This window comes from Kribbella deserti, assembly GCF_042434725.1.
Classification (GTDB): Bacteria; Actinomycetota; Actinomycetes; order Propionibacteriales; family Kribbellaceae; genus Kribbella; species Kribbella deserti.
Genome location: NZ_JBHLTC010000006.1, coordinates 347,434 through 374,145, shown reverse-complemented (window position 1 = coordinate 374,145; position 26,712 = coordinate 347,434). Strand labels below are relative to the sequence as shown.

At 68.4% G+C, this 26,712-nt stretch carries 23 protein-coding genes and 2 tRNA genes; 18 read left to right on the top strand and 7 right to left on the bottom strand.

Annotated features, from left to right (window positions below; translation table 11 throughout):
- Positions 1-973 precede the first annotated feature (973 nt).
- From ACFFGN_RS07225 to ACFFGN_RS07215, 3 genes are all read right to left on the bottom strand, one after another.
- Complete coding sequence (locus ACFFGN_RS07225; protein WP_380044545.1) at positions 974-2,200, bottom strand: glycerophosphodiester phosphodiesterase; 1,227 nt, start codon at positions 2,198-2,200, stop codon at positions 974-976.
- Between the two features lie 79 nt (positions 2,201-2,279).
- Positions 2,280-3,140, bottom strand: a complete 861-nt coding sequence (locus tag ACFFGN_RS07220) for an MOSC domain-containing protein (RefSeq protein ID WP_380044544.1) — start codon at positions 3,138-3,140, stop codon at positions 2,280-2,282.
- Between the two features lie 93 nt (positions 3,141-3,233).
- Positions 3,234-4,037 (bottom strand): spermidine synthase, encoded by an 804-nt coding sequence (locus tag ACFFGN_RS07215; protein WP_380044543.1) that lies wholly within the window; start codon positions 4,035-4,037, stop codon positions 3,234-3,236.
- A 95-nt stretch (positions 4,038-4,132) separates the two neighbouring features.
- Between ACFFGN_RS07215 and ACFFGN_RS07210 the strand changes: the two genes are divergently transcribed.
- On the top strand, positions 4,133-5,197 hold the full coding sequence (locus ACFFGN_RS07210) for a hypothetical protein (RefSeq protein ID WP_380044542.1): 1,065 nt from the start codon (positions 4,133-4,135) through the stop codon (positions 5,195-5,197).
- A gap of 156 nt (positions 5,198-5,353) precedes the next feature.
- Entirely contained in the window at positions 5,354-6,346 is a 993-nt protein-coding gene (locus ACFFGN_RS07205) for a malate dehydrogenase (RefSeq protein ID WP_380044541.1), read from the top strand.
- Between the two features lie 87 nt (positions 6,347-6,433).
- Here ACFFGN_RS07205 and ACFFGN_RS07200 read toward each other — a convergent pair whose 3' ends face one another.
- Both ACFFGN_RS07200 and ACFFGN_RS07195 read right to left on the bottom strand, forming a co-directional pair.
- Positions 6,434-6,706, bottom strand: coding sequence for a DUF3017 domain-containing protein (locus ACFFGN_RS07200; protein WP_380044540.1), 273 nt, complete (start codon positions 6,704-6,706; stop codon positions 6,434-6,436).
- The gene (locus ACFFGN_RS07195) at positions 6,706-7,560 is read right to left on the bottom strand and encodes a bifunctional methylenetetrahydrofolate dehydrogenase/methenyltetrahydrofolate cyclohydrolase (RefSeq protein WP_380044539.1); all 855 of its coding nucleotides are present in this window, start codon (positions 7,558-7,560) and stop codon (positions 6,706-6,708) included. Before ACFFGN_RS07195 ends, ACFFGN_RS07200 begins: the two co-directional genes overlap by 1 nt.
- Positions 7,561-7,679: 119 nt before the next feature.
- Here ACFFGN_RS07195 and ACFFGN_RS07190 point away from each other — a divergent pair, with 119 nt between their 5' ends.
- Positions 7,680-8,228, top strand: coding sequence for a TetR/AcrR family transcriptional regulator (locus tag ACFFGN_RS07190; protein WP_380044538.1), 549 nt, complete (start codon positions 7,680-7,682; stop codon positions 8,226-8,228).
- Between the two features lie 27 nt (positions 8,229-8,255).
- Positions 8,256-10,430, top strand: coding sequence for an MMPL family transporter (locus ACFFGN_RS07185; RefSeq protein ID WP_380044537.1), 2,175 nt, complete (start codon positions 8,256-8,258; stop codon positions 10,428-10,430).
- 53 nt (positions 10,431-10,483) lie between these two features.
- On the opposite strand, the gene ACFFGN_RS07180 is transcribed toward ACFFGN_RS07185, so the two are convergent.
- Together ACFFGN_RS07180 and ACFFGN_RS07175 are read right to left on the bottom strand one after the other, a co-directional pair.
- On the bottom strand, positions 10,484-11,347 hold the full coding sequence (locus tag ACFFGN_RS07180) for a hypothetical protein (protein WP_380044536.1): 864 nt from the start codon (positions 11,345-11,347) through the stop codon (positions 10,484-10,486).
- 10 nt (positions 11,348-11,357) lie between these two features.
- Positions 11,358-11,852: a SigE family RNA polymerase sigma factor gene (locus ACFFGN_RS07175; RefSeq protein WP_380044535.1), complete on the bottom strand. Its 495-nt coding sequence runs from the start codon at positions 11,850-11,852 to the stop codon at positions 11,358-11,360.
- 159 nt (positions 11,853-12,011) lie between these two features.
- Between ACFFGN_RS07175 and ACFFGN_RS07170 the strand changes: the two genes are divergently transcribed.
- The 14 genes from ACFFGN_RS07170 (at position 12,012) to ACFFGN_RS07105 (ending at position 26,707) form a co-directional block, all read left to right on the top strand.
- Positions 12,012-12,410: a pirin family protein gene (locus ACFFGN_RS07170; protein ID WP_380044534.1), complete on the top strand. Its 399-nt coding sequence runs from the start codon at positions 12,012-12,014 to the stop codon at positions 12,408-12,410.
- An 85-nt stretch (positions 12,411-12,495) separates the two neighbouring features.
- On the top strand, positions 12,496-14,034 hold the full coding sequence (locus tag ACFFGN_RS07165; protein ID WP_380044533.1) for a recombinase family protein: 1,539 nt from the start codon (positions 12,496-12,498) through the stop codon (positions 14,032-14,034).
- Between the two features lie 461 nt (positions 14,035-14,495).
- Positions 14,496-14,567 (top strand) — tRNA-Glu (locus tag ACFFGN_RS07160).
- A gap of 270 nt (positions 14,568-14,837) precedes the next feature.
- Positions 14,838-14,910, top strand: a tRNA-Lys gene (locus tag ACFFGN_RS07155).
- A 390-nt stretch (positions 14,911-15,300) separates the two neighbouring features.
- Positions 15,301-15,618: a terminase small subunit gene (locus tag ACFFGN_RS07150; RefSeq protein ID WP_380044532.1), complete on the top strand. Its 318-nt coding sequence runs from the start codon at positions 15,301-15,303 to the stop codon at positions 15,616-15,618.
- Positions 15,560-17,044: a terminase large subunit domain-containing protein gene (locus ACFFGN_RS07145; RefSeq protein WP_380044531.1), complete on the top strand. Its 1,485-nt coding sequence runs from the start codon at positions 15,560-15,562 to the stop codon at positions 17,042-17,044. Before ACFFGN_RS07150 ends, ACFFGN_RS07145 begins: the two co-directional genes overlap by 59 nt.
- An 11-nt stretch (positions 17,045-17,055) precedes the next feature.
- The gene (locus ACFFGN_RS07140) at positions 17,056-20,001 is read left to right on the top strand and encodes a phage portal protein (protein ID WP_380044530.1); all 2,946 of its coding nucleotides are present in this window, start codon (positions 17,056-17,058) and stop codon (positions 19,999-20,001) included.
- Positions 20,002-20,004: 3 nt separating this feature from the next.
- Complete coding sequence (locus ACFFGN_RS07135; protein ID WP_380044529.1) at positions 20,005-20,325, top strand: hypothetical protein; 321 nt, start codon at positions 20,005-20,007, stop codon at positions 20,323-20,325.
- Positions 20,322-20,663 (top strand): hypothetical protein, encoded by a 342-nt coding sequence (locus tag ACFFGN_RS07130; RefSeq protein ID WP_380044528.1) that lies wholly within the window; start codon positions 20,322-20,324, stop codon positions 20,661-20,663. Before ACFFGN_RS07135 ends, ACFFGN_RS07130 begins: the two co-directional genes overlap by 4 nt.
- Before the next feature lie 5 nt (positions 20,664-20,668).
- Complete coding sequence (locus ACFFGN_RS07125; RefSeq protein ID WP_380044527.1) at positions 20,669-21,091, top strand: hypothetical protein; 423 nt, start codon at positions 20,669-20,671, stop codon at positions 21,089-21,091.
- The gene (locus ACFFGN_RS07120) at positions 21,052-21,471 is read left to right on the top strand and encodes a hypothetical protein (protein WP_380044526.1); all 420 of its coding nucleotides are present in this window, start codon (positions 21,052-21,054) and stop codon (positions 21,469-21,471) included. Before ACFFGN_RS07125 ends, ACFFGN_RS07120 begins: the two co-directional genes overlap by 40 nt.
- 2 nt (positions 21,472-21,473) lie before the next feature.
- Positions 21,474-21,770 carry a hypothetical protein gene (locus ACFFGN_RS07115; RefSeq protein ID WP_380044525.1) on the top strand — a complete coding sequence of 99 codons (297 nt, stop codon included), beginning with the start codon at positions 21,474-21,476 and terminating at the stop codon, positions 21,768-21,770.
- A 133-nt stretch (positions 21,771-21,903) separates the two neighbouring features.
- On the top strand, positions 21,904-24,510 hold the full coding sequence (locus ACFFGN_RS07110) for a phage tail tape measure protein (RefSeq protein ID WP_380044524.1): 2,607 nt from the start codon (positions 21,904-21,906) through the stop codon (positions 24,508-24,510).
- A gap of 1 nt (position 24,511) precedes the next feature.
- The gene (locus ACFFGN_RS07105; RefSeq protein WP_380044523.1) at positions 24,512-26,707 is read left to right on the top strand and encodes a carbohydrate binding domain-containing protein; all 2,196 of its coding nucleotides are present in this window, start codon (positions 24,512-24,514) and stop codon (positions 26,705-26,707) included.
- The last annotated feature ends 5 nt before the right edge of the window (positions 26,708-26,712 follow it).

Below are 26,712 nucleotides of genomic sequence, written 5' to 3'. Positions count from 1 at the left end.
CCCTACCCCATCACCACCACCCGAACCCATTCCTCAACAGGCTCTGCAACCGGGTAGCGGCACAACAACCCGGTAGCGGCCGCACCCCAACCCGGTAGCCGCGCGAAAACCCGGCACCGGCTCGCCCGAAACCGCCAACGAGGGCAGATTCGGACCGATGAACGTCATAGGAGACGGCCTGCGTCGGTCTCGAGGCGCCATGCGCGGACGCGGCTGTCCTGCGGTGGTTCTGTGGGTGGCCAGCCATCGCGCCGGTGGGTTACCACCTGGGATTCCGGGGTGGTAACCCACGCGGGCAGTGGCCAGCCACCCCCAGAGCGCGCCCTTTGCACCGCGTGGGCGGATCGCGTCCGTGGATGCGGAGGGCGATGAGAATTTCGGGGGTCGACGTGTGAGATCGGGGGTGGACCCGTCAAATCTCGGACGTCGACCCCCTGCTTGACACGTCGACCCCTGAGTTTCGAGGCGGGCGGCCAGCGTACGACTGCCTGGCCGCTCGATCAGCGGCCTCGGCGCACTCGCGGCGTCGGTGCGAGCGCGGGGTTCTACACGCCTACCGGAGAGGGCGGATTCGGACCGATGAGCGCCTGCTTCCGCGAGAGGTTCCACCTCTTGGTCACAAGGGCCCGATGAACCTCGACACGCCGCGTCACAAGGGCCCGATGAACGGAATACCGCCACGCCGTACGGCGAACCGCCCGCGCAACCGAGCCCGACGAGATCACCCGACCCCGCACGGAACCAACCCGACGCGATCACCCGAGCCCGCACCGAACCAAGCCGACGCGATCGCCCGAGCCCGCACGGGATCGCTCCCGCAATCGGCCATACTCCACCCGACCACTCGCAGACCCACCCAGGGCTACGAGTGCGGACGAACAAACCCCCGACCATTGGCGACCACTCGCGGCGGTAGGCCGGCCGTGAGTGGTCGCCAACTGGGCAGGAGGGTCCGCCCCGAATGGAAGCGGGATCAGCGGGGGTTGAGGACCTCGGTGCGGTAGGCGACGGCTACGTCCGGGTTGTCGCTGAAGACGCCGTCCACCCCGGCCTTGCGGAATGCGTCGAGCTCGCCCAGCAGATCCCCGTACTCGGCCGGGTTGGTGCTCTTGCGGTACTCCAGCGGCACGAAGTTGTTCTCCGCGCGGAAGGTGTACGGGTGAACCTTCAGCCCGACCCGGTGCGCGTCAGCGACCAACGTCGTCGGCTTGGTCAGGCGTCCGGCCGCATCCCGCGGAATGACCGTGTCCTTCCACGGCCCAATACCCGCGGCGTACGACGAAATCTCGCGAAGACCGGCCGGAGTGACCAGATCGCCATAGGTCCGCGGATCTCCCTTGGCCACGAAGTCGTACGGCGCGGCGTCGAGCGAGTCGAGCAGCTGTACCAACGGCACCCGCAGGTCACGCTTCATCGCGCGCAGGTTGGACACCTCGAACGACTGGACGAAAACCTTCGCGCCCCGGTGGTTCAGCCCGTTCTTGGTGAGGGCCTTCACCAGCAGCGGCTCGAGCGCGAGACCCTGCTGCTGGAAGTACGTCGGGTGCTTGGTCTCCGGGTAGATACCGACCGTCCGGCCGAGTTCGCGCGACAAGCGTTTGGACAGGTCGATGACCTCCTGGAAGGTCGGTACCTGGTAGCGGCCGTCGTACAAGGTGTTGTGCTGGCGAAGCGCCGGGATGCGCTCCTTGGCCCGGAGCGTGCGCAGCTCGGCCAGGGTGAAGTCCTCGGTGAACCAGCCGGTCAGCGCGATGCCGTCGAGCATCTTGGTCTTCTTGCGCGCGGCGAACTCCGGGTGCGCGGCGACATCGGTGGTGCCGCCGATCTCCGGCTCGTGCCGGGCCACCAGCACCTTGTCCTTGGTGACGACCAGATCGGGCTCGATGTAGTCGGCCCCCATCCGGGCGGCCAGCTCGTACGACGCGAGGGTGTGCTCGGGGCGGTACCCCGAGGCGCCGCGATGGCCGACCACCACGAACGACGGATCGCCGCCGCCGTACTGGGCCTGCGCGGTCGTGGGAGTGGTGGCGGCGGGCTTCGCGGTGGTCACGACGGGGGCCAGCGCGAGGCCTCCGAAGGTGACGGTGGTCGCCGCGGCGGCGACGATTTTCCGGGTCAGGGCGGTGGGCACCGGGATCTCCTTACGGGTCAGGGTCTGCCGGGTCACCTTCAGCCGGGTGAACCAGCATCGCGCGACCACCACGCGACCGTACGGCGTCCGCGTCGTGAACGGCTAGGGATCGTTCACGCAACGCGCTCGATCCCGGACCCTGCGTGCACTATCGAGTGAAGGGAGCCGGGTCAGGCCCTTCCGGGAGCCACTCGGTGACAACGAACTCGTCGCCGGCCGTGATCGCGCCGGGGGCGAGCACCGCGGCCTTCATGCCGAAGCTGACGCCGCCGCCGTAATCCGGTTGGCGCCGGTACGTCGCGAGGGTCCGCGTCGGCTCGGGCCCGCTGCGAACGCCGGTCGCCTGATCGATCGTCGGTACGGCGCAACGGATCGCGCGGGCCGAATAGCCGATCGCCACCGAGCCGATCGTTGCCTTGAGCACCTTGTCCTCGGTGTGCGGTTCGGGCCAGCCGGACACCACCAGGTTCGGCCGGAACCGGTTCATCGGGATGGGCTCGCCACCGGTCTCGACGATGCGCGCGTTCAGCTCGTCGAGCGAGGCCAGCGAGGTGATCAGCAGGGCGTGCGCATCTCCGAAACCGCTTTGGCCCGGGTTCACTCCCCAGCCCGGGCGCTGGTGCTCCGGCGTCACCCGGACGAGGGTCGCGGGCCTGTCGAGCACCTCGGTGAACCACTTCTCGGCGGCCGGGTCCTGGTCCACCGCCGGGCCGAACCACTTGCCGAACAGGCTCACGTCGCGTCGCGGTCCGTCCGGAACTACGCCGACCTCGAGGTCGTCCGCGCCCGCCACGCTGAACCGCATCCCGGTACCGTCGGCCGCCATCGCCGTTCGCACCGCCGCCATCGCCGGAACCGTGCGCTGGCTGAGGAAAACCCCGTCCCGCGGATCCACCAGCATGAACTCGCGGTCACCCCGCACCCCGGCGTACCCCACCTCGGCCGCCGGCAGCGAAATCCCCGCCAGCCCTTTCACGGGATAAACCCAAACCTCCACGATCTCCGCCACACCCCCAACCTACCGACCACCCTCCTTCTTGTCCGCGAGTGGACGCGTCTGAACCTCTTCTCCGCGAGTGGACAAGAAGGTGGAAGAGGCGGGCTAGCGGAAGGTGCCGGCGGGGGCGGTTGGGGTGGTGAAGGGTTCGGCGTCGGTCAAGGGGACGGCCTTGCCCGCCAGTTCCTGCAAAGCCAGCACCTCGTACGGCGGTTGGGCCTTGCGCGCCGCGGAAGTGAGATCCGGCAGGGGCTGTCGGGAGGCGGCGAGGATGACGTTGCCGAAGGCCTTACCGCGGAAGACCTTGCGTTCCGCCAGCGCCGCGCCGTGGCCGAAATCCGCCTGCAGGGTGGCGGCCACCCGGCGCACGAAGGCCAGGCCCGCCGTACCATCGATGAGGTTGAAGACCGCGACTCCCCCGGGCCGCAGCACCCGCAGGCATTCGGCCGCGAACTCGGTGGTGACCAGGTTCGCCGGCACGGCCTCGCGAACGAACGCGTCCACGATCACCACGTCCACCGAGTCGTCGTACACGTCGGCGATCCCGGCTCGTCCGGTGGTGCCGCGGACCTTGATACCCGCGCGTTTCGGCACCGGCAGGGCCTCGCGAACGAACTCGGTCAGATCCTCGTCCGGCTCCAGCACGATCTGGCGCGACCTGGGCCGGGTGGTCGCGACGTACCTTGGCAGGGTGAGCGCGGCGCCGCCGATGTGCAGTACCGAGATCGGCTGGCGGCGGGCCTCGACCGCGTCCAGCACGTCGCCGATACGGCGCATGTACTCGAAGCTGAGGTTGGCCGGGTCGGCCAGGTCGACCTGGGACTGCAAGGAGCCGTCGACCCGCAGGACGAACGTTCCGTCCGGGGCTGCCTCGATCTCGGCCAGACCGCCGGCCACCTGTCGTTCCATTTCCTCATTGTCGTTGCAGGTTCGTGCAAAACGGTCAAACACGCGTATGAATCGCGGTAGCTTCCGGAGGTAGGTCTGACTTCGGGAGGAATGTGATGGGACACGGGCGCAGGGCGACGGCGGCGGGGGCCGCCGTACTACTGACGCTGGCATTGGTGGCGTGTGGATCGGAAGAGCCGGTCGCAACGAACCCCTCGCCAACAGATACGCCCGCCGCGAGCGAGACACCGTCCACGGGGGACACGCCGGCCACGGACGGCACGCCGACGCCGGGCAGCGAAGGGCTCAACGGACCGTGGGCCGCAGACCCGGGCCAGTCGGAACGGGTCCAGGCGGCGTTGGTCGCCAAGGGCTACACGTGCACGCGGCACTCGGACACGGCGATGGACCTGCGGCTGTGCTCGTACGGCAAGAAGTACCCGATCAAGCAGGGCTTCGAGCCGACCGACCATGCCGCCCTCACTCTGCTGGCCGACCAGGCCGGGACCGTGATCGCCGCCGAGCTGCAGGCGCAGGGTCATGGTGATACCACCCTGGATCTGCGTCGCGCGATGGTCTCCCAGATCCTGCCCGCGGCCGATGTCGAGGTCTTCCTGGCCGGCGGCGAGAAACTTACCTGGGGCATGTACGTGCCCAGCGATCCGCGCGGCAGCCGGCTCGAAAAGGTGCTGGTCAAGAAGGGCTTCTCCGGCGCGTTCGCGCCCAACTCGGCGCCGCTGACCACGACCAAGGAGCAGGCGCTGCCGAAGCTCACGGCGACCGGTATGAAGTGCCACTTCGAAGACGGTCTGAGCACCGAGCCGGACCGGCTGGAGTGCACGGATTCGAAGTTCGACGCGATCATGAACGAGCCGCCGTTCGACGCCCGAGCGACTTTCACGGTCGTCGACGAGCCGGCCGGTATCAACAAAATCGTGGTGATGGCCGAGCACGGTGAGGTGCCGTCGACCAGTAACGCGATGCGCCGGATGACGCCGCACATCGGCGCGATCGACCCGGCGCTGAAGGAGATCTCCGACTGGGCGGTCGCCGGCATCAACGGCCCGAGCCGGGAGGCGTACTTCGGCCCGTGGCGCGTCACGTTCCAGCGGGTCGGCGGCAGCACCAGCTTCTACAGCGTGACGATCGCCCACCAGAAGGCGATCGGCGTGATGGCCTGACCGTCCGCACCCGGCCCGGGCGCCCCACCGTGGCGCGCTCGGGCCGGCGCGCGTAATGGAGCTAACAGGCACCCACGGGTGTGTCGCTTCGCGCGGATTGCTAACGTCCGGACGGAGTCCTCTCCGCCATTTCGAGTCTGTCGTTTGGAGCGTGTCGTGAGTAATACACCCGTGAAGGTCGCCGTCACCGGCGCCGCCGGCCAGATCGGCTACAGCTTGCTGTTCCGGATCGCCAGTGGTGCGCTGCTCGGGCCGGACACGCCCGTCGAGCTGCGGCTGCTTGAGATCACCCCGGCGCTGAAGGCGCTCGAGGGTGTCGTGATGGAGCTGGACGACTGCGCGTTCCCGACGCTGGCCGGGGTCGAGATCGGCGACGACGCCAACACCATCTTCAACGGCGCGAACGTGGCCCTGCTGGTCGGCGCCCGCCCGCGGACCAAGGGCATGGAGCGCGGTGACCTGCTCGAGGCCAACGGCGCGATCTTCACCGTGCAGGGCAAGGCGCTGAACGAGCACGCCGCCGACGACATCCGCGTCACCGTGACCGGTAACCCGGCCAACACCAACGCGCTGATCGCCAAGAGCAACGCGCCGGACATCCCGGCCGAGCGCTTCTCCGCGCTGACCCGGCTGGACCACAACCGCGCGCTGGCCCAGCTCTCGCGCAAGACCGGCACCTCGGTCAACGACCTGCGCAAGATGACGATCTGGGGCAACCACTCGGCCACCCAGTACCCGGACATCTTCCACGCGGAGGTGGCCGGCAAGAACGCGGCCGAGCTGGTCAACGACCAGGCGTGGCTCGAGAACGACTTCATTCCGACCGTGCAGAAGCGCGGCGCCGCCATCATCGAGGCCCGCGGCTCGTCCAGCGCCGCCTCCGCCGCGGCCGCCACGATCGACCACGCTCGGGACTGGCTGAAGGGCACCGCCGAGGGCGACTGGACCTCGATGGCGGTCGTCTCCGACGGCTCGTACGGCGTACCGGAGGGCCTGATCTCGTCCTTCCCGGTCACCACCTCGAACGGTAACTACGAAATCGTCCAGGGCCTCGAGATCAACGAGTTCTCCCGCGCCCGCATCGACGCCAGCGCCACCGAACTCGGCGAAGAGCGCGACGCCGTCCAGGCCCTCGGCCTGCTGGGCTGACCTGCCGCTACCGAACAACCAGCGTCCGGGCCACCCTCACGGGTGACCCGGACGCTGTCGTTTCAGCCCGGCACAGCTCCTGGTGGATCAGTTCGGGATGATGACGGCGAGCAGGAAGATCACGGCGCCGGCGCCGCCGAGGAAGAAGATGTCGAAAGTGCGGCCGCGGACGCGGAGTAGGCCGGCCCGGTCGTCGCTGAGTACCAGCCGGAGGAACGCGGCCAGGAGCACGCCGGCCGCGATCAGGGCGGCCCCCCGGCGCCAGCTGTCGAAGGTGAGCATGAACAGGCCCGCCAGCCCGACCAGTACGGACAGCGCCAGCGGCCACTCCCGCCGTACGGTGGTTTGCGCGGGTGGCATCAGCCGGCAGCCGCTTCGGCGGCCTCGACCACGTTGCTGAGCAGCATCGCGCGGGTCATCGGGCCGACTCCACCGGGCATCGGGGCGATCCAGCTCGCCACCTCGCGGGCCGCGCCCTCGATGTCGCCGACGATCTTGCCGTCGGCGCCACGGCTGGTACCGACATCCATCAGTACGGCGCCCGGCTTGACCATGTCGGCCGTGATCAGCCCGGCGGATCCGGCCGCCGCGATGACGATGTCGGCCGTCCGGACCACCGCGGCCAGGTCCTTCGTGCCGGTGTGGCACTGGGTGACGGTGGCGTTCTCGCTGCGCCGGGTGAAAAGCAGGCCCATCGGGCGTCCGGCGGTAACACCGCGGCCGACGACCACGACGTGCGCGCCGGCGATCGGGACGTCGTACCGGCGGAGCAGCTCGACGCAGCCCTTCGGCGTACAGGGCAGGGGCCCGTCCTGGCCGAGCACGAGCTTGCCGAGGCTGACCGGGTGCAGGCCGTCGGCGTCCTTGTCCGGGTCGATCAGGCCGAGGATCGCGTTGGTGTCGATGTGCTTCGGCAGCGGCAGTTGCACGATGAAGCCGGTGCAGGCCGGGTCCTCGTTCAGCTCGCGGACCTTGGCCTCGAGCTCGGCCTGGCTGACCGTGTCGGGCAGCTCGACCTGGATCGAGGCGATGCCGACGGCCGCGCAGTCGCGGTGCTTACCCGCCACATACGCCCGGCTGCCCGGGTCCTCGCCGACCAGGATCGTGCCGAGCCCCGGCACGATGCCCGCCTCGGCCAGTTTCGCCACCCGCTGGGTCAGCTCGTCCTTGATCGACGCCGCGGTGGCCTTGCCGTCCAGAATCTGTGCCGTCACAAGGAGGAAGTCTGCCACCGGCCACGACCGCGCTGGTGCGGGGGCTCACCGGGGCCTGTGGGCCATTTCACTGACCGACTGGTTCAAAACTGGCCAGGCGGTCAGTTAAGCTCGTTGCCATGGCAGCGATTCCCGTCCGCGAGCGGACCCGGCGCGACATCGTGAACGAGGCGATCCGCCTGTTCGGGACCAAGGGCTATGCGGCCACCTCCCTGCAGGACATCGCCTCGGCGGTCGGCTGCTCGAAGGCGACCGTGCTCTACCACTTCAACGGCAAGCCGGGCGTGCTCGCCTCGGTCCTGGAGCCACCCACGCAGCAACTGGCGGCGCTGGTCGCGGAAGCCGCCACGCTGCCGCCCGCCCAGGCGCAGGAGCACGCGGCGACGGCGTTCATCGAGCTGTCGGTGCAGGCGCGCGGCCTGATCACCGTGCTGAACGAGATCATTCCGATTCTCGGCGAGCAGCCGGAGTTCTCCGGCCTGCTGGCCCTCGGCGAGCAGCTGCTCGGCCTGCTGGCCGGTACCGACGACGAGCTCGAGCTGGCCATGGCCCGCTACGCGCTGAACGGCATGCTCGCGGAGTGCCGCGATCCGGCCAATCGCCCGGACGACGAGCTCCGCCTGATCTGCCGTACGGCGATGAGCCGGCTCCTTCCCGCTCTTTCCTAACCGCCCGACCCCTGCGAACGGAACCCCATGGCGAACCTGCTCTACCGGCTCGGCCGGTACTCCTATCTGCACCGCCGGCTGGTGGCGTCGATCTGGGCCCTGCTCCTCGCGGCCCTCGGCGTCGCCGCCTTCGCGCTCGGCGGCCAGACCGTGAACGCCTTCTCCATTCCCGGTACCGAGTCGCAGCGCGCACTGGACGACCTGAAGACGGCCCTGCCCGCGGCGAGCGGCGCGAACGGCTCGGTCGTGGTCAAGGCGCCGGCCGGTCAGACGCTGCAGTCGCCCGCGGTGAAGGCCGCCGTGATGGCCACCGTGGCCGAGGTGACCAAGGTGCCCGACGTGGTCATGGCCATGGATCCGTACACCACCAAGGCGATCAGCCCGGACGGCAGTACGGGCCTGATCTCGGTCCAGTTCGGCAAGACCGCCGATGAGTTGCCCAAGGCAACCACGGAGGCGTACGACGAGGTCGGCGCGGCCGGTCGTGCCGCCGGCCTGCAGGTCGCGCCTGGTGGCGGCATCGTCGGCAGTGTGCCGGAGATCGGCGCCACCGAGGCCGTTGGTGTGGCCATCGCGGCTCTTGTCCTGGTGATCACGTTCGGCTCGCTGCTTGCGGCCGGTATGACGCTGCTGACCGCGCTCGCCGGGGTTATCGCGGGTATGGCCGGGCTGTTCGCACTGACCGCTTTCGTCGACGTCTCCTCGACCGCACCGATCTTGGCGTTGATGCTCGGTCTGGCCGTTGGTATCGACTACGCCTTGTTCATCAGCTCACGCCATCGCAGCCAGCTAGCGGAGGGGATGGACGTAGAAGAGTCCGTAGCACGTGCAACCGCTACAGCCGGTTCCGCCGTCTTGTTCGCGGGTGCGACGGTTGTTATCGCCCTGGCCGGGTTGAGCCTCGTGGGAGTGCCCTTCCTGACTGCGATGGGCCTCGCCGCGGCAGCCACCGTACTGACCGCCGTACTGGTTGCCATCACCTTGCTGCCCGCCATGCTTGGCTTCCTCGGCACGCGGATCCTGTCGCGCAAGGCCCGTACGGCGGCCGCGGCCGCTGTTCCGGTCGCGGCGAAGGAGGGCTTCGGCTTCCGCTGGGCCCGGCTGGTGACGCGATTCCGCGTACCGGTGGTCATCGCCGGCGTGGTCGGCCTCGGCGTACTGGCCCTGCCGACGCAGGACCTGCAGCTCGCCCTGCCCGACGGTTCCACGGCTCCCGCCGGATCGAACCAGCGAATCGCGTACGACCTGTCGACGGCCGCCTTCGGCCCGGGCTCGAACGGGCCGCTCGTCGTGGTGGTGAAGGAATCGACGCCTGAGGCAACAAAGGCCCTGACCGGCCAGGTGATGAAGACCGTGCAGGGCCTGCCCGACGTGGCGGCGGTCGCCCCCGGTCCGGCCAGCCAGGCCGGTACGACGCAGCTGGTGACGGTGCTCCCTGCCAGCGGGCCCAACACGGAGGCCACGGCTGACCTGGTTCGGGCCATCCGCGACGCCGTACAGCCTGGTTCCGGTTCTGTCGCCGTGACCGGTCAGACCGCGGTCGGGGTGGACGTGTCGGCCAAACTGGCCGCGGCCCTGCCGAAGTACCTGCTAGTGGTCATCGGGCTGTCGTTCCTGCTGCTGATGCTGGCCTTCCGCTCGCTACTGGTCCCGCTGAAGGCCACGCTGGGCTTCCTGCTCACGATCGGTGCCACCTTCGGCATCACGGTCGCGGTCTTCCAGAACGGCTGGGGCGCCGAACTGCTCGGCGTGGACCACCCCGGGCCGATGGTCAGCTTCCTGCCGATCATCATGATGGGCATTCTGTTCGGCCTGGCGATGGACTACGAGGTCTTCATCGTGTCCCGGGTGCGGGAGGAGTTCGTGCACGGCCTGCACGCCCGGGAGGCCACGATCGCGGGTGTCGGCCATGGCGCCCGGGTGGTGACGGCGGCCGCGCTGATCATGGCGGCGGTGTTCGCGGGCTTCATCTTCGTGCACGACCCGGTGATCAAAACGATCGGCTTCGGCCTGACCATCGGCGTACTCATCGACGCCTTCGTGGTTCGGATGACGCTGGTACCGGCCGTGCTCACGCTGATCGGCGACCGCGCCTGGTCATTCCCGCGCTGGCTGGACCGGATCACGCCGAAGGTCGACATCGAAGGCGAAACCCTGCGCACTACCACCGGCACCGAGGACAAGGAATTGGCCAAGGTCTGACCACTGGGCCGATCGGTCCGGAGCAACGGACCGATCGGCCTGCGTCGAGCCGATCAGCTCGACGGCGTGGAGGATGACGGCTGGGTCTGGCTCGCGCCCGGCCAGGTCGCGTCCACCACCCACTCCGGGTGCGACGCCCACTCCTGGACCAGCGCGGCGAAGCGTGGCGCCGCGGCCACGTCGAGCATCTCCCGGTCAGTGAGCGGCGGCTCCACCGAGTTGGTGGGGAAGACGTACAGCTCGACCGCATGGCCGTGGATCAACGCCGTCAGCGTGACCGTGGACAGGGTGGAGCCGGTGTCCGGGTGGTGATCCGACATCGCCCGGCCGCCGTTGGGCAGGACCCGGGTGGCGCAACTGACCACCCGGTTCCGCGGGCCGGGCGGCTCGCAAGTGGTGGGCGGATGCCCCGGAATCGGCTTGCTGAAGTTGAAAGTGATCGTGAAGGTCCTTCCCCCGGCGGTCACCCGGTAGCCGCGCGCGCCTTCACGCTCGGGAATGACGGCGGTCACCGGACCGAACTGGTCCGGTAGTACGGCGGACAACTCGGTCGCGATCTTCTTGCGGAACCAGGTCGGGGGCCCGGTGTACTTGGCCGTCGATCCGGAGCTGGGCGTGCCCGACGGTCCGTTGCTGGGCGTCGACCCGTTGCTGGGGATGGGCGCGGTACTGGGCAGGGACTGTGGCGGTGGCGCGATCCCCGGTCCGGCGACTTGTGTGTCCGGTCCGGGCATCATCGCGACTGCCCCCACCACCAGGCCGGAACCGGCCAGCACGCCGCCCAGGGCACCGGCCAGCCGGCGCCGCCGCACACTGCGCCGCCCAGCGACAACGGTCGCCGGTACGACGTCGGGCATCGGCTCCAGCCCGTCGAGTTCAGAATCGAAGGCCCGCTTGAGATCGAAATCGTTGGTCATGGTGTTCTCCTCAGGGTGTAACGAGAGCGTGGAAGTCGTCGCCGAGCCGGTCCCGCAACACCGCCAGCGCGCGGGAACTGTGCGACTTGACCGTTCCGGTGCTGCAGCCGAGGGCGCTGGCGGTCTGCTCGATACTGAGGTCCTCCCAATACCGCAGCACCACCACCGCCCGGGCCTTCGCCGGGAGTTCCGCCAGCGCGGCCAGCAGCGTCATCCGCAGGTCGTCCGAACGGGGCGCCCGCGCCGCGTCCGGACGGCGGAACCAGTCCCGCTCCCGGCGCCAGCGCCGTTCGCCGTCGACGAAGGTGCGGACCAGCGTCTTGTAGCTGTAGGCGTCGACGTTGTCGGCCCGCTGGACCGACGGCCAGGCCCGGTACAGCTTCAGCAGCGTGCTCTGCACCAGATCCTGGGCCTTGTCCCGATCACCGCAGAGCAGATAGGCCTGGCGATACAGCCGCTGCTGCCGGACCGCGGCGTACTCCGCGAACCCTTCGTCCCGTGGCACGGGCGCTCCTCCCGACTGGCTTCCTCTTACACCCAATGAAGAGCATGCCCGGGCCGGAAAGGTTGAGGCCGGCTTTCGGGGGCATGGGAATGCGGTCGGCGGTGGCGCGGTTGGATCAGATAGTTTATTCTTGAACTAACTGAGACCGAGGAGCCACCCATGCCCGCCGTGACCGTCTCCGACATCACCGTGCTGCCCCGCGTCGATCTGCCGGACCCGGCGATCGCGACCGAGCGCGCGGTTCGTTCCGTCACCACCGCGCCGAGCGGTTTCGAGGGCGAGGGATTTCCCGTCCGCCGGGCGTTCGCCGGGGTGGACATGCGCGACCTGGACCCGTTCATCCACATGGACCAGATGGGCGAGGTGGAGTATGCGCCGGGTGAGCCGGTCGGCACGCCGTGGCACCCGCACCGCGGTTTCGAGACCGTCACCTACATGCTCGACGGGATCATGGCGCACTCCGACTCGAACGGTGGTGGCGGCGTCATCTCCAACGGCGACACCCAGTGGATGACCGCCGGATCGGTCATGCCTTCAGAAGCACATCACCTCACGTAGGGAAGAAGGTCCCAGCGGGCGGGTTTGAACCGTCTCGCTGACTCAACTCCCCGGGTCGAGGTGGTTATGACCTGAGGGAGTTTCCGTGGCTCGCAGTCGCAGCATCGTTCTACCGTCGGCCCCGCTAGACACCGTCACGTTGTACGCCCGACTCAGCAACGCCGCCGGCGAAGACAACATGTCCGGTGATGGCATGATGGCCGACCTTCGCGCCGAGGCCGCGCGGCGAGGGTTCCGCGTCGTTGCGGAGCACCTGGACGACGGTAAGTCTGGCTCAGTACGCGACCGCCCGGAATTCGGTGCCTGGCTGGATGACGTCCGGGAGTGCCGAGCGGCCAACATGATGGCGTGGCACGTCGACCGGATGACCCGAGAGGGTCTGAACGTCGCCGCCATGATCTTGGACGTTCACGAGGGCAAGGACCCTGTCACCGGCAGCATCGTGCGTCAGCCCGCACGCCTGCTCGACCTGAACGGCTTGGACTCAAACAACGGCGTCGCGTTCCGTATTCAGTTCCTGATCAAGGCCGAATTCGCTCGGGAGGAACTGGAGCGGATCAAGCACCGCAACCGTGCTCGGGCTGCCCGCGCTAAGGCTCAGGGCCGGTTCTCCGGCGGACAGCCTCCGTTCGGTTGGGAGATCGTCCGCCGCCCCGTCGGCCCTGCCAACCCGGTGACCGGCGTAGTCCCAACTGGCGCCTACTTGGGCATCCGCGAGGCTGAGGCGGCAGTCCTTCGTGAGGCCGCGCGCCTCTGCCTGGCCTCCGTGGACCCCAAGACTGGACAGGCCAACCTGTCGTCCGTCGTTCGCTTCATGAACGGGCCTGACGGTATGAAGCCTCGTCGCGCTGAGGCATGGTCTCGTGTCACGGTTCGGCAGATCCTCACCGTGACTCCGTCTGCCGCCTCTGAGGACGTCTTGACGCCTGACCAGCGTGCCGCCCTCCGCCGCGCCCTGAAGGTGCGTACGCCAGACGCTCGCAAGGGCAAAGGGGGTCGCAAGCCCTCCCGGCTCCTGTCGGGCCTTCTATGGTGCTGGTCGTGTGACAAGGTCATGCAGGTCGCCCGCCGCGATGATCCGCGCTATCCGGGTGGTTTCATCACCTACCGCTGCCAAAACGCGTACAGCGCGGGTGGCACCTGCGAGCACCCGCCCTCAGTCTCCGCCGTGGCGCTGGAACGCTTCTTCGAGGACAGGTACCTAGGCGCGTTCGGGGATCGCCCGTACTTCGTGCTTCGCGCCGAAGTGTCGGGGGCAGCAGATGTTGAGGCGGCCCAGCACAGGGAGGCCGCCGCATTGGCCGCGCTCGGTGAGGCCGCAACACCGGAGAACTTCGAGGCTCTCCAAGCAGCTCAGGCGGCCCGCGTGGTTGCGGAGGGCATCCCACAGGAACTAGTGGTTGAGCTCGTACCCTCCGGCCGTACGGTGGCCGAGCAGTGGGCTATTGAGGACGTCCACGGGCGGCGCGAGATGCTGGCCATGACGTACTCAGTCAGGGTGCTTCCAGGCAAGAAGGGGCGTCGCGGAATCGACCCCGCACGTCTTCAGATCTTGGAGAGTGCGCCATTCGCGGCCGACGCTACCAAGCCGGAACTGTATGTTCCGGGCGCCCTTGTGGCATGACGTTTACACGCCCGTAGCCGGGCACCACCCACCCGGCTGACACAACTCATCTATGAGGCCCCCTGACCGTGGCCCACGCGCACTATGCGGTGGCCAGGCAGGGGGTCACCCATGTCTGAGGGGAGATCGGCTGTGACGAGGTCCAAGGCCGTTCAGTCGGCCCCTGACGACGCGGCTATGCCCGCAGCCGTCTCCGAGCCGGTGGCCCTGACCAAGTGCTGTGAGCACTGCTCCGAGGAGCGCACGTTGTCCACCTTCGCCCGTTCCGCTGACAGCGAGGACGGGCGCGTCCCTGTGTGCCGAGTGTGCACCGGCTGACGTTCTGATCTACCACCCCAGCCACCGGGCCTACCGGTACTAGGGGTGGTTTCGCGTCGCGGCGCGCTCCCCGGTTCCGAGCCAGGATGGCGAGGTGGTCCGCCCACTGGCCTAGCTCCCAGGTTGAGCGCGCCGCGACCCCCGCTCGGTTGGGGTAGTTGGCAGCCTCTCCGCTTCTCACGCGGAACGCACGGGTTCGAGTCCCGTACCGAGTACATGAACCCCCGCGACCGTTTGCGCACTCTGCGCCGGGATCGCTACACCTGCCAGCTCAGGGACGGCCATGGCCGCAAGTGCCTGGCTCCCGCTGCCCACGTTGCTCTCAGCAACGGCAAGCCAGAGGCCCGCTGCACCGAGCACGCGTAAACACCCCCACCCCCTCACGCGCTACAACCACCCCTCCCCCGCCTCTTGGTGGGCAGGGGTCCTGTCGCATGCCCCACCCCCCTGCCAGGCCCGCACACCCGGGGCCTGGCCCCTGTCATGGACCGCTAGCTCAGTTGGTAGAGCAGGCGCCTCTTAAGCGTCGGGTCCTAGGTTCGAGCCCTAGGCGGTCCACCCATCCGCGTCCACCGAGGAGTCCCGTTGTCGTGGGCCACTCATCCGGTGGACGCTGCCTGGCGCCGCACGCGCCTGCTCGTCCTACAGCGTGACGGCTACCGCTGTCAGATCCGTGGACCGAAATGCAGGGGGCGGGCCACTCACGTTGACCACATCCTCGGCCGTGGCCTGAGCGAGTCACTGGAAGATCTGCGCGCGGCGTGCGAGCCCTGCAACCTGGAGCGCGGCGACCCACGGACCTTGACGCCGAAGCCGCGCCCACGCACGCAGTGGTGAACCGCTCAGTTCCCCGCCGCCAACTCGGCCGTGTTTTTCCCGGCCCGGCTGGCGGCCAGATCACCGCCGCCTGATTTCTCTCCCCCCGATGTCACTGCCTGTGGAGGTGCCGTGTCCAAGCTGACCGCCGCCGTCCAGGAGCAGACCCACGACCACCCCGACAAGGCCGCCGCCGCGCTCGCCCTCGCCTACGCCGAGGAGTTGGACGCCGCGATCGGAAAGGCCGATGCCCTGAAAGACCTCGGCCCCGGCCTGCTCCGCGTTCTGGAGTCACTGGCCCTGACGCCGAAGGCACGCGCCGCGGGTGGCCCTGCAAAGCCCACCGACGCCGCACCGACCCCGGCGGCCCCGTCCCGCCTGGAGGCGCTCCGTGACCAGTTCGGTCCTGGGCAAGACGGTGCCGCGCCTGTGGACGCCGCCACTCCGTGACCTCTCCGAGCCGAACGCGACGCTCGGCCACGCGGTCATTGCCTTTGCCGAGATGCTCGGTGAGCCACTGCTTCCGTGGCAACGCTGGTGGGCACTCCACGCCCTTGAGCTGACCGAGGATGGCCGGTTCCGATTCGGCACCGTCCTGACTCTGGTGGCCCGCCAGAACGGCAAGACGACGCTCCTGAAGATCCTTGCCCTGACGCTGCTCTACCTCGGCCACTCCCGCCTGATCCTCGGCGCTGCCCAGTCCCTGGACATCGCGAAAGAGTCGTGGGGCAAGGCGGTAGAGCTGGCGCAGTCGGTCCCCGAGCTGGACGCCGAGATCATCCGCGTTCGCCGTACGAACGGTGATCAAGAGTTCGCTATTGCGGACCCCGCCGAGATCGCCGCGAAGGGCAAGCGAGACGCCACGGCCAAGGGCCGCTACCGCATTTCGGCGGCGACTCCCAGCGCGGGCCGTGGCCTGTCGGTGGATCTGCTGATCTTGGACGAGCTGCGCGAACACGCAACGTGGGGCGCCTGGGCCGCGCTGTCCAAGACGACCAGTGCCCGCCCCAACGCCCTCATCGTCGGCATCTCCAACGCCGGGTCTGACCACTCCCTGGTCCTCAACTCGCTACGTGAGATCGCCCTGGCCGGCGGAGACGACCGCGTCGGAATCTTCGAGTGGAGCGCGCCGGACGGCGCCGCCCTGGACGACATCGAGGCATGGGCCGCCGCGAACCCCTCACTGGGCTACACGCTGTCGGCCGACGCCATCCGGATGAGCCTGGCCACCGACCCACCGGCCGTGTTCCGCACCGAGGTGCTGTGCCAGCGGGTCGAGGCCCTCAACGGCGCCATCGACCCGGCGCAGTGGACCGAGGGCGCCGACGTCGCCGCCGTCATGGACGACGTCCGCGAGCGCGTGGCCCTCGTCCTGGACGTATCCCCCGACCTTCGCCACGTCAGCCTCCTGGCCGCCGCCGAGCGCGACTCCGGCGCCGTACAGGTGGAGGTCGTGGCCGCGTGGGACTCCCCCTCGGCCATGCGGGTGAGCACCGAGGACAGTCCCTCGCTTGCCGAGTGGGTGGAGCGTGTAAACGCCCGCGCTCGTGGGTTCTTCCCCACCGGCCCGGCCGCCGCACTGGCCACCGAGCTGAAGGGCCTCGGCTTCGAGCCGATCACCGGCGCCGATGTCGCCGTCGTCTGCCAGGAGTTCTCCGAGCTGGTCCAGGCCCGCCGCCTGATCCATCCCGGTGACCCGCTGCTGACGTCGCAGGTCACCTCCGCCACCCGCACCTACTCCGGTGACGGCTGGCGCTTCACCCGTCCCCGCGCAGGCGGCTACGTCGACGCGGCATACGCCGCCGCTGGCGCCGCCTATCTCGCGCGCAACCTCCCTCCCGCCATCGGTCGGCCGCGTCTGCTCGTGGCCAAGTAAGGAGCGCCGCAATGGGCATCCTCGCCCGTCTTGCGCAAGCGTTCGGCCGCGACCCCGTCACCTCGTTTGCCCTGGAGACACAGGCCGCCTTGGCCTACGCAGTGGACGCCAGCTCGGTGCCCGCGCAGATCTTCGGCCTGACGGGATACGGCGACCCGATCGCCAAGGCCGCGCCCGTCGTCCGCGAGATCGCCATTCAGGTCCCTGCCGTCAAACGAGCCCGCGACCTCATCGCCGCGACGATCGGCCAGCTTCCCGCCGAGGTGCTGGACAGCAAGAAGGCCGTCACCCGCAACCCGCTACTCGATCAGCCCGAGCGCTACCGCGCCCGCGTCATCACGATGACGCTCACGGTCGAGGACCTGTTGTTCTACGCAAAGGCGTGGTGGCAGGTGATCGAGCGCGACGGCGCCGGGTGGCCGACGTTCGTCAAGCGACTGAACCCGCTCGACGTTGACGACGGCACCGGCTGGCCGCTGCTGCCAGAGATGCGCGATTACCAGTACGAGCCCGGCAAGGTCTTCGTCAACGGCAAGCACGTCCCGGACGCGGACCTGATCCGGTTCGACTCTCCCAACGAGGCGCTCCTATACGCAGGAGCCCGCGCAATCCGGACCTCACTGCGGCTGGACAACTCGGCCGCGAACTACGCCGAGGGCACGCCGCCGGCCGACTACTTCGAGCCGCGCGAGGGCGCGGACCCGATCAGCGACGACGACGTTCAGGCGTTGCTCGACGCGTGGAAGGCCGCGCGTCTCAAGCGGTCCACCGCGTACGTCCCGGCCGCGCTCAAGTACACCGTCAGCGGCTTTGACCCGCAAAAGCTCCAGCTCCACGAGGCCCGTCAGCACGCGGTCGTTGAGATCGCCCGTGCGTCTGGCATCGAGCCCGAGGCCCTCGGCGTCTCCACCACGTCGCGGACGTACTTCAACGCCTATGACAAGCGCAAGGAGTTCACGGACTTCGTCCTGAGCCCTTACGTGGTGGCGATTGAGGAGCGGCTGTCCATGGCCGACGTCACCCGGCGCGGCCACCTCGTGAAGATCAATCTGGACGCCTTCCTCCGCAGCTCCGCCAAGGAGCGCTACGAGGCGTACGAGATCGGTCTCCGCGTCGGCGCTATCAGCCCTGACGGCGAGGTCCGCGAGCTGGAGGGCAAACCCCCGCTCCCGAAGGCCAAGGCCGCGCCTTCCGCGCCGCCGGATGAGTCTTCCGATTCCGAAGGAACCCCACCCGTGACGAACCACAAGTTCGACGCGCCCGAGGTGGAGGTTGCGCTAGAGGCCACTCCGCCCGGCGTGACGTTCAAGGTCAACCGCGAGTCCCGCACGATCACCGGCCTGGCTGTGCCTTTCGGCACGGTGGCCGATTCCGGCGGCATGTCGTGGTCGTTCTCCAAGGGCACGCTCACCTACGCCGACGCCAAGCGCGTCAAGCTCCTGATCTCGCACGACTGGAGCCGCGCCGTCGGCTACGCCGCAAGCCTGGCTGAGACGGACGAGGGACTCGTTGCCTCGTTCAAGGTTGCCCGCGGCCCCGAAGGTGACTTTGCCCTTCAGATGGCCGAGGACGGCGTCTACGACGGCCTGTCCATCGGCGTTGCCGCAGGCGGCCGGTTCGACGTCAAGGACGGCGTCAATCACGCCATCTCCGCGCCTCTCGTGGAGATCTCCCTCACCCCCGCCCCGGCGTACGACAGCGCCCGGGTGACTTCTGTCGCCGCCGAGGCGACCCACACCAAGAAGGAGTCCCTCGTGGACAACGAGACCAAGACCGAGGGCACCGAGGCCCCGGCCGTGACCGCCTCGGCCGAGCAGGCCGCAGCGCCGGTCATCACCGTGGAGGCGCCCAAGTTCGAGGGCCTGGCGGACGCCATCGGCGCCGCCCTGGCCGCGCACCTGCCCAAGCCCGAGGACAAGCCCGAGGTGGTCAAGGCCGCCGCTGACGAGGGCGTCAAGGCCGAGCCGCTGCCCTACCGGTTCGACGGCCTGCGTGGCTCGCACGACTTCTCCACCGACCTGTTCGCGTTCGCCCGCGAGGGCGACGGCGAGGCCGGTTCGCGGGTCGAGAAGTTCATGAACGTGGCGTTTGCCGCGACGACCGGCGACGTCGCCGCGCTGAACCCGGCACGGCCCCGCCCGGACCTGTACGTGGACAACCTGGACTTCGGCACCCCGATGTCCGACGCGGTCCGCAAGGGCACCCTGGGCGACCAGACGCCGTTCGTTCTGCCGAAGTTCGGCACCGCCACCAACCTGGTGGCCGCGCACGTCGAGGGCACCGCCCCGACGCCGGGTGGCTTCACCGCGACGTCCCAGACCGTCACCCCGGGCGCCCTGTCCGGCAAGGTCGAAATCACCCGAGAGGTGATCGACGCCGGCGGTTCGCCGCAGGTCTCCGGCCTGATCTGGAACGAGATGGTCCGCGCCTACAACGAGGCCGTGGAGGAGCGCGTGGCGGCCCTGCTGGACGCCGCCACCCCGGCGCCCCTGGCGACCCTCGCGGTTGCTGACGGCAACGAGGTGCTCGCGAACAAGATCCTCCCGGGCCTGGCTCAGCTCCAGTTCATCCGGGGCGGCGCGCGCATGCGTGACCTGTTCCTGGAGGAGAACCTGTTCATGGCGCTGGCCGCCGCGAAGTACACCGACGGCCGCAACATCTTCCCGATCCTCAACCCGACCAACGCGCAGGGCCGCAGTGAGGCCGACTGGGGTTCGATCCAGATCGGCTCCTACGTCGGCCGCCCGGCGTGGGCGCTCGGTTCCGGTTCGCAGGTCAACGCGGAGTCCAGCTACCTGCTGAACCGCAACGACGTTTCCCAGTGGGTCTCGGCGCCGAAGCGCTTCAGCTTCGACTACCGGGTTGAGAAGGTCGACCTGGCCGTGTGGGGTTACGAGGCTTCCGCGATCACCCGCCTGGCGGGCGTTCGTGAGCTGAGCTACGACCCGGCTGCGTGACCGGTGGCCGCCCCTGATCTGAACACGGTCCGGGTCTACCTCGGAGACGAGGGCGCCTGGTCCGGCGAGGAGATCGGGGCGGCCCTCCTGGCGGAGAAGGCCGCGCAGGCCGCTCGGTGCATCGTCCCCGCTGACGGCGCCGAGTGGCCTGCCGACCTGGCCGAGGCGCTGTGCCGTCGCGTTCACCGCAACCTCGTGATGCGCGGCCTGCCTCTCGGCCTGTCCACAACGATGTCCGAGGCAACTGTCTCCGTGACCCGCATCGGCATGGACAACGAGATCACCCGCCTGGAAGCGCCGCACCGCAAGTTGGTGGTCGGGTGAGCACCCGGCAGACCCTTGCCGACGCCGCGAACACCGTTGCCGGAGTCAACGTTCACCCGTACTACCGCCAAGGCGGCAAGACCGGTCACGGCAACGTCGTCCTCGCCCGCGTCGACTACCCGAACATCTTCGGCGGCATCGGCCAGTGGGAAGTCATCGTGCTTCTCCCGGTCGACGTCGAGTCCGCCCAGAAGAAGGCCGACGAGCTGATCCCGCTCCTGTACGCCGCCCTCTCCGAGGTCATGGCCGTGGACAGCGTCACGTTCGGCACCACCTCCCAAGACAACCGCTCTGGTCAGCCCTGCCTCATCGCCGCAGGACGCCGGGAAATGGAGTAACGCAGATGGCCGGTCCTCTCGGCACTCGTCTGCTCAAGCTGGAGATCGACGGCCAGACCGTGACCGCACAGGTCAGCCGGTCGGTCATCACCTCCGGCGAAGCAGACTCCGACTTTGTCACCTTCGCTGACGCCGCCAATGGTGGCGCCCGTCAGTACAACTTGGAGTTCACCGCAGTTCAGGACACCACCACCGGCACGATCTGGGACAAGATCTGGACCGCCGCCGGTACGGAGGTCAACGGCACGCTGATGCCCTACGGCAACGTGGCGCCGTCCCCGACCGAGCCGCACTACGACTTCGTTGCCGTAGTCACCGAGCCCGACGGCGACCTTCTGGGCGGCGAGGCCAACGCCTCCACCACTGCCCGGTTCACGTTCGAGGGCGTATGGCCGCTGACCGGCAAGCCCACCAAGGTCACGGCCTGACGATGGCGGCGTCTGGTGTCCGCGTCGAAGGGCTGAAGAAGCTCGTCCGCGAGCTGGAGGGCCTCGGCGCGGACATCGCGGATTTGAAGGATGCCTTCGGCAACCTTGCCAAGCGAGGCGCCGCCGTGGCGGCCGGTTTCGTGCCCACACGTACCGGCCGCCTGAAGGCCACCGTCCGAGGCAACCGCGCCAAAAACAAGGCCGTCGTCACCGTCGGCCGCGCGACCCGGCCCTACGCCGCGGTCGTCAACTACGGCTGGAAAGCGCGCAACATCGCGCCCGCCGAGTTCACCCGGAAGACCGATCAGGTCATGGCACCTGAAGCCGTCTCCGAGATCACCGACTCACTCCAGCAGATCATCCGCAAGAGGGGACTCTGAGCATGGCACAGACCACCGCCACCGTTGACGAGGTCATCGACTCGCTGACCGGCCACGACGAGCTTGCTATTCACGCGGCCTTCGGCAAGGACATCACCGAACTGGCGCAGGTCCACCGGACCTTGTTCCTGCGCGCCGCCGTAACCATCCACTCCAGCCGCGAGACCGGCGACAGCGTCCGCATTGCCTACCGGCGCGCCATGGATATGCCGATGTCGCAGGTGGCCGACTACTTCACCTCCGAGGACGCCGACGTCGTGGCCGACGAGCCCGACAGCGACTCGGGAAAAGACGACTGAGGGCACGCAGTCTCGCGGACGATCTGGCCGCGTTCTGCCTCGCAACCGGCGTCCCGCCCTCTGAGTACCTCAACCTCACCCGCGCCGAGCGAGACGCCTTCGTCCGCCTTGCCCCGAAGCTCCGGAGACAGTGATGGCAGCAGCCAACGCCGCCGTGCGGATCGGCCTCCTGGCGGACGCATCGACCGCCCGCAAAGAAATCGCGACCGTACCGAAGGCTGCTGAGGACGCCGTCAGCGAGACCGAAAGCAAGTGGGGCAAGCTCGGCGGCGTCCTGGCCGGCGTCGGCGTTGGCGCCGGAACGGCACTGTCCGGCGCCCTCCTTGGCGCCTTGGATGTCCAGGACGCGACCGCCACTCTCAACGCCCAGCTCGGCCTCACCGGCCCGGCATCGGCCAAGGTCGGCAAGGCCGCCGGTGACCTCTACAAGAACGCCTACGGCGAGTCCGTGGCCGAGACAGGCGATGCCATCAAGGCCGCCTTTCAGAACGGCCTCGTGTCGATCAACGACAGTGAGAAGGCAATTGAGGACGTCGGCGCCAGCGTCCTCAACTACGCCAAGATCACCGGCGAGGACGCTGTCTCCTCCACCCGCGCCGTGGGTCAGATGCTCAAGACGAACATGGCGCCCAACGCCAAGGCCGCCTTCGACATCCTCACGCGTGGCCAGCAACTCGGGCTGAACAAGTCTGAGGATCTGCTGGACACGTTCAACGAGTACTCCACGCAGTTCCGCAAGCTCGGCGTTGACGGAACACAGGCACTTGGCCTTATCCAGCAGGGACTCCAGGGCGGTGCCCGGGACTCCGACCTCGTCGCGGACGCGCTGAAGGAGTTCAGCATTCGCGCTGTCGACGGCTCCAAGACTTCGGCCGACGCGTTCAAGGCGCTGGGCCTCAGTGCCACTGAGATGACCGCGACGTTCGCCAAGGGTGGCCCTGGTGCCGCCAAGGGCCTGGACACCGTCCTTGATCGCCTCCGCAGCGTGAAGGACCCCGCGAAGCAAGCACAGATTGCCGTCGGCCTGTTCGGCACGCAGGCCGAGGACCTGGGCGCCGCGCTGTTCAAACTCGACCCATCGACCGCGACCAAGGGCCTCGGCCAGGTCGCCGGTGCGGCCGATCAGGTGAACAAGACCCTGGGCGACACCGCCAAGAGCAAGATCACCGCGTTTACACGCACCCTGAAGATGGGTCTGGTGGACTTCCTTGGAAACAAGGTGGTCCCGGCGCTGTCCAAGGCTCTGCCCGCCGTCATGGCGTTCGTGTCGGGCATGCAAGATGGCACCGGACCGGGCGGCCAGCTCGCAGCCGTCCTGAAGACGCTCGCCGCCGTGATCGCCCCGCTGGTCGTGCTCCTGGGCAAGCTGGCCGGGTTTGTCCTTCAGAACAAGGACTTCTTCGCGCCATTCGCCGCGATCCTCGGCACCGTCGTTGCCGCCGTCAAGGCATGGACGGTCGCTCAGCTCGCGCTGAACATCGTCCTCACGGCCAACCCGGTGGGCATTCTGGTGGTCGCGATCGCCGCCCTCGTCGCCGGACTCGTATGGGCCTTTAAGAACTCGGACCGCTTCCGTAGCGGACTGCTCGCCACCTGGAGCGCCGTCAAGACCGGCGTCCTGGCCGCCGTCAACGCGGTCGTTGCCGCCGTCAAGGGAGTTGGCGCCTTCTTCTCCGGCTTCGGCCAGGGCGTGGCCTCGGCGTTCTCCTCGGTGCTGTCATTCTTCCGCGACCTGCCGGGCAAGATCGCCCGCGCCGTCGGCAACGCGGCCTCGTGGCTGTTCGACAAGGGCCGCGCCGTCCTGGTCGGCTTCGCCAAGGGCTACGTGTCCTACTGGGCGACCATCGGCAGGTTCTACCTGTCGATCGGCTCCGCGATCCTGCGCTGGGTCGGCAACGTCACCAAGCTGCTCTACACCAAGGGCCGCCAGATCATCGTCAGCCTGGCGAACGGCTACCTGTCGTTCTGGACGACCATCGGCCGCTTCTTCGCAGGGATCGGTTCCGCAGTCCTCAAATGGGTAGGGAACACGGCCGCCCTGCTTTACACCAAGGGCCGCCAGATCATCCTCAGCCTGGCGAACGGCTACCTGTCCTACTGGGCGAACGTGGCCGCGTTCTTCCGGGGCATCGCCTCGGCGGTCGTCAAGTGGGTAGGCAACACCGCCAGCCTGCTCTACACCAAGGGCCGCCAGATCATCCTCAGCCTGGCAACCGGCTACGTGTCCTACTGGGCCAACGTGGCCTCGTTCTTCCGGGGCATCGGCTCATCGGTCCTGCGGTGGGTCGGCAACGTCGGCTCGACGCTCTACAACGCCGGACGGTCCATCATCAGCGGACTCATCAACGGCATCTCGTCCAAGGTCGGGGACCTGAAGAACTACCTGGGCAACGTGACCGGCTGGATTCAGTCCTGGAAGGGGCCTCTGCCCAAGGACAAGCGCCTCCTCACGCCCGCCGGCTCAGCCATCCTCCTGTCCCTGATCAAGGGCATGGACGGCGAGACGGACCGGCTGAAGCGGTTCCTCGGCGGCGTCACCTCTGACATCGAGAACGGCATTTCCGCGTCACCGTCGGTCGCCTTGTCGGCATCGCTTGCCGGTGGCGGTGGCGGTTCCGCGTCGGCGCCAGCGCCGGTCATCAACGTCTACGCCCTGACCAGCGGCCCGGAGGTCGGCCGCCAGGTCGTCCAAGCCATCACCGACTACGAGCGCGCCAACGGGTCGCGCTGGAGGCACTGACGTGAGCGCGTTCAACCTGCTGGCGAACTCGTCGTTTGAGGACGGGCTGACGTGGTGGAGTCTTCTTGACGACGACTTCACCGCGTCGCTCGCCTCATCTGGCGGCTGGCACGGGGACAGGTTCGTCCGAGCTGTCTGCGACACCGCGAACGGCTCGGACAACTCCGGCGGCATCCTGGGGTCCACCGGCCAGATCCCCGTCAGCCCTGGGGAGGTCTTCACCTTCTCGGTGTACCTGCGCGGGGTGGACGGCGGAGTCGGCCGGACGGTCTGGCCGCAGATGTCGTTCTACAGCTCGACCGGAGTGCAAGTCAGCTCGGCCGTCCACGGCCACAGCCTGACGGGCGACTGGACCCGCTACACCGTCACTGGCACGGCCCCGGCGGGCGCCGTTCGCCTGGCAGTGATGATCTTCGACTGGGACGGCACCGGCCCGACCTTCGCCGTCGGTGACGCGGTCGACGTGGACGCCGCGATGGTCAACCGCGGGGCGACCGCCGCCGAATTCACCACCTCCGCCGGGCCGAACGACTGGGCAGGCAACGCCAACTACGACGTGTCCAAGCTGTCGTTCAAGGTCGCGTCTCAGGGCTTCGTTCTGGGTGAGGGAATCCTGGGTGAGAGCACCCTTGGACATGACTCGGCGTTCCAGCTCATCCCGCCCGACTTCACCTCACTGGTGGTCAACGAGCCCTCCACCGTGGAGGACGGCCTGTTCGTGCGCCGGGAAGTCACCACCGCCACCTTGACCTCTACCCTGCCCGGACTGATGGCCCACAAGGGCAAGCGGCTGTGGATCGAGTACGGCGCCGGAACACCGTTCGTCAAGACCCTGTTCCTGGGCACGATCAACGACGCATCCATGACGGAAACCGTGGACCTGGACCCCCACCTCCCCGGTAACACCGCCACCCGCACCCACCGCGTCAGCTTGACCGCGTCCAGCTCTACCGAGTACTTCGCCACCCAAGACGCCCCGCCGCAGAACTTCAACCAGCACCAGCACCTGGCCGAGCGAGCCCGGACCTACCTGTCACTCGGCGCCACAGGTGGCGTCTTCACCGCCGACTCCGACGTGGACTCCGGCGTCATGGTCAACATCATGCCCGCCGGCCTTCTGCCGGTGACCGCCGTGACCGACACCCCGGCCACCATCCTGGACACCCTGTGGCGGGCCTGCCGCTACTACGGCCTGTACTGGCGTCTGGCTCCCTGGCTGAGCCTGATCGATTTCGAGTCGATCTCCCGTCCCGCGTCTGGCGGTACGACGCTGGACAGCGCACTGCGCTTCACCGATGACCCCGCCCTGGTCACCGGCGTGGCGCCCGCCGCCCTGGGCCGAAAGACCCACACCGACCGGACCGTGTCCTACACCGAACGGACTGTTGGTGAGGACTCGGCCTTGTGGTGCACGGCGGTCACAGTGACCGCCGCACTGGCCAGCTCGCCGGACACCGTCGTGACGTTCGGCCCCTTCGCCACGCCCGGCACCGCCCGGCGCCAAGACGTCACCGTGGACCTCGGCGTCCTGGACGTGAACAACGACCGGCTCGGCCCCACCGTCCGCAACTTCGTCAGCACCCTTCCACTGAAGGTCCGGCCGCTGCCGTTTACACGCACTCTGCGGGCACCGATGCAATCCACGGCCCAGATCCAGGGCCGCGTGCCCGGCCTGGCCACGCTGAACGTTGACGGCGCGGACCAGCGAATCGCGATCCTGTCGACCACGCACCTGATCACGCCGGACCGCTGGCTTATTGACTATGAACTCGGCCCGGCTCACCTGCTGACGCGAGAGTCGGACTACGACCCGTCGCCACCCCGGAATGTGGCTGTCACCCAAGCCGGTGGCGCGGGAACGGACGTGACGATCTCGTGGGATTCGCCTCGTGTGCTCCCGCGTGACGTACCGATCTACCGCCAGGTGCGCCATATCGTCCCGGACGCCGGATTCAACGGCGGCATGGTCCCGGCCGACCAGTTTTTCAAGGTTGTGCACAACGAACCGGTGACCGAGTCAGAGAAGCCCGGCACTCGCGTATCCATCACCGTCCCCGTGTCCGCGCTCGGCGGCACCGGCAGAGGCAAGTTCCAGGTCCAGTACACGCAAGACCCCAACCCCGGCGCCGGTATCGGCACCTTCAACCCTGCCTATCGGCTGGGGCAGCCCGCGAACCTGACAACGACTATCTCCTAGGAGCA

Excerpts from the sequence above, each read along its gene's own strand:
- ACFFGN_RS07215 (WP_380044543.1), bottom strand. The coding sequence starts at position 4,037 with ATGGAACGACAGGTGGCCGGCGGTCTGGCCGAGATCGAGGCAGCCCCG.
- ACFFGN_RS07210 (WP_380044542.1), top strand. The coding sequence starts at position 4,133 with ATGGGACACGGGCGCAGGGCGACGGCGGCGGGGGCCGCCGTACTACTG.
- ACFFGN_RS07200 (WP_380044540.1), bottom strand. The coding sequence starts at position 6,706 with ATGCCACCCGCGCAAACCACCGTACGGCGGGAGTGGCCGCTGGCGCTG.
- ACFFGN_RS07190 (WP_380044538.1), top strand. The coding sequence starts at position 7,680 with ATGGCAGCGATTCCCGTCCGCGAGCGGACCCGGCGCGACATCGTGAAC.
- ACFFGN_RS07185 (WP_380044537.1), top strand. The coding sequence starts at position 8,256 with ATGGCGAACCTGCTCTACCGGCTCGGCCGGTACTCCTATCTGCACCGC.
- ACFFGN_RS07180 (WP_380044536.1), bottom strand. The coding sequence starts at position 11,347 with ATGACCAACGATTTCGATCTCAAGCGGGCCTTCGATTCTGAACTCGAC.
- ACFFGN_RS07170 (WP_380044534.1), top strand. The coding sequence starts at position 12,012 with ATGCCCGCCGTGACCGTCTCCGACATCACCGTGCTGCCCCGCGTCGAT.
- ACFFGN_RS07140 (WP_380044530.1), top strand. The coding sequence starts at position 17,056 with ATGGGCATCCTCGCCCGTCTTGCGCAAGCGTTCGGCCGCGACCCCGTC.
- ACFFGN_RS07125 (WP_380044527.1), top strand. The coding sequence starts at position 20,669 with ATGGCCGGTCCTCTCGGCACTCGTCTGCTCAAGCTGGAGATCGACGGC.
- ACFFGN_RS07120 (WP_380044526.1), top strand. The coding sequence starts at position 21,052 with ATGGCCGCTGACCGGCAAGCCCACCAAGGTCACGGCCTGACGATGGCG.
- ACFFGN_RS07115 (WP_380044525.1), top strand. The coding sequence starts at position 21,474 with ATGGCACAGACCACCGCCACCGTTGACGAGGTCATCGACTCGCTGACC.
- ACFFGN_RS07110 (WP_380044524.1), top strand. The coding sequence starts at position 21,904 with ATGGCAGCAGCCAACGCCGCCGTGCGGATCGGCCTCCTGGCGGACGCA.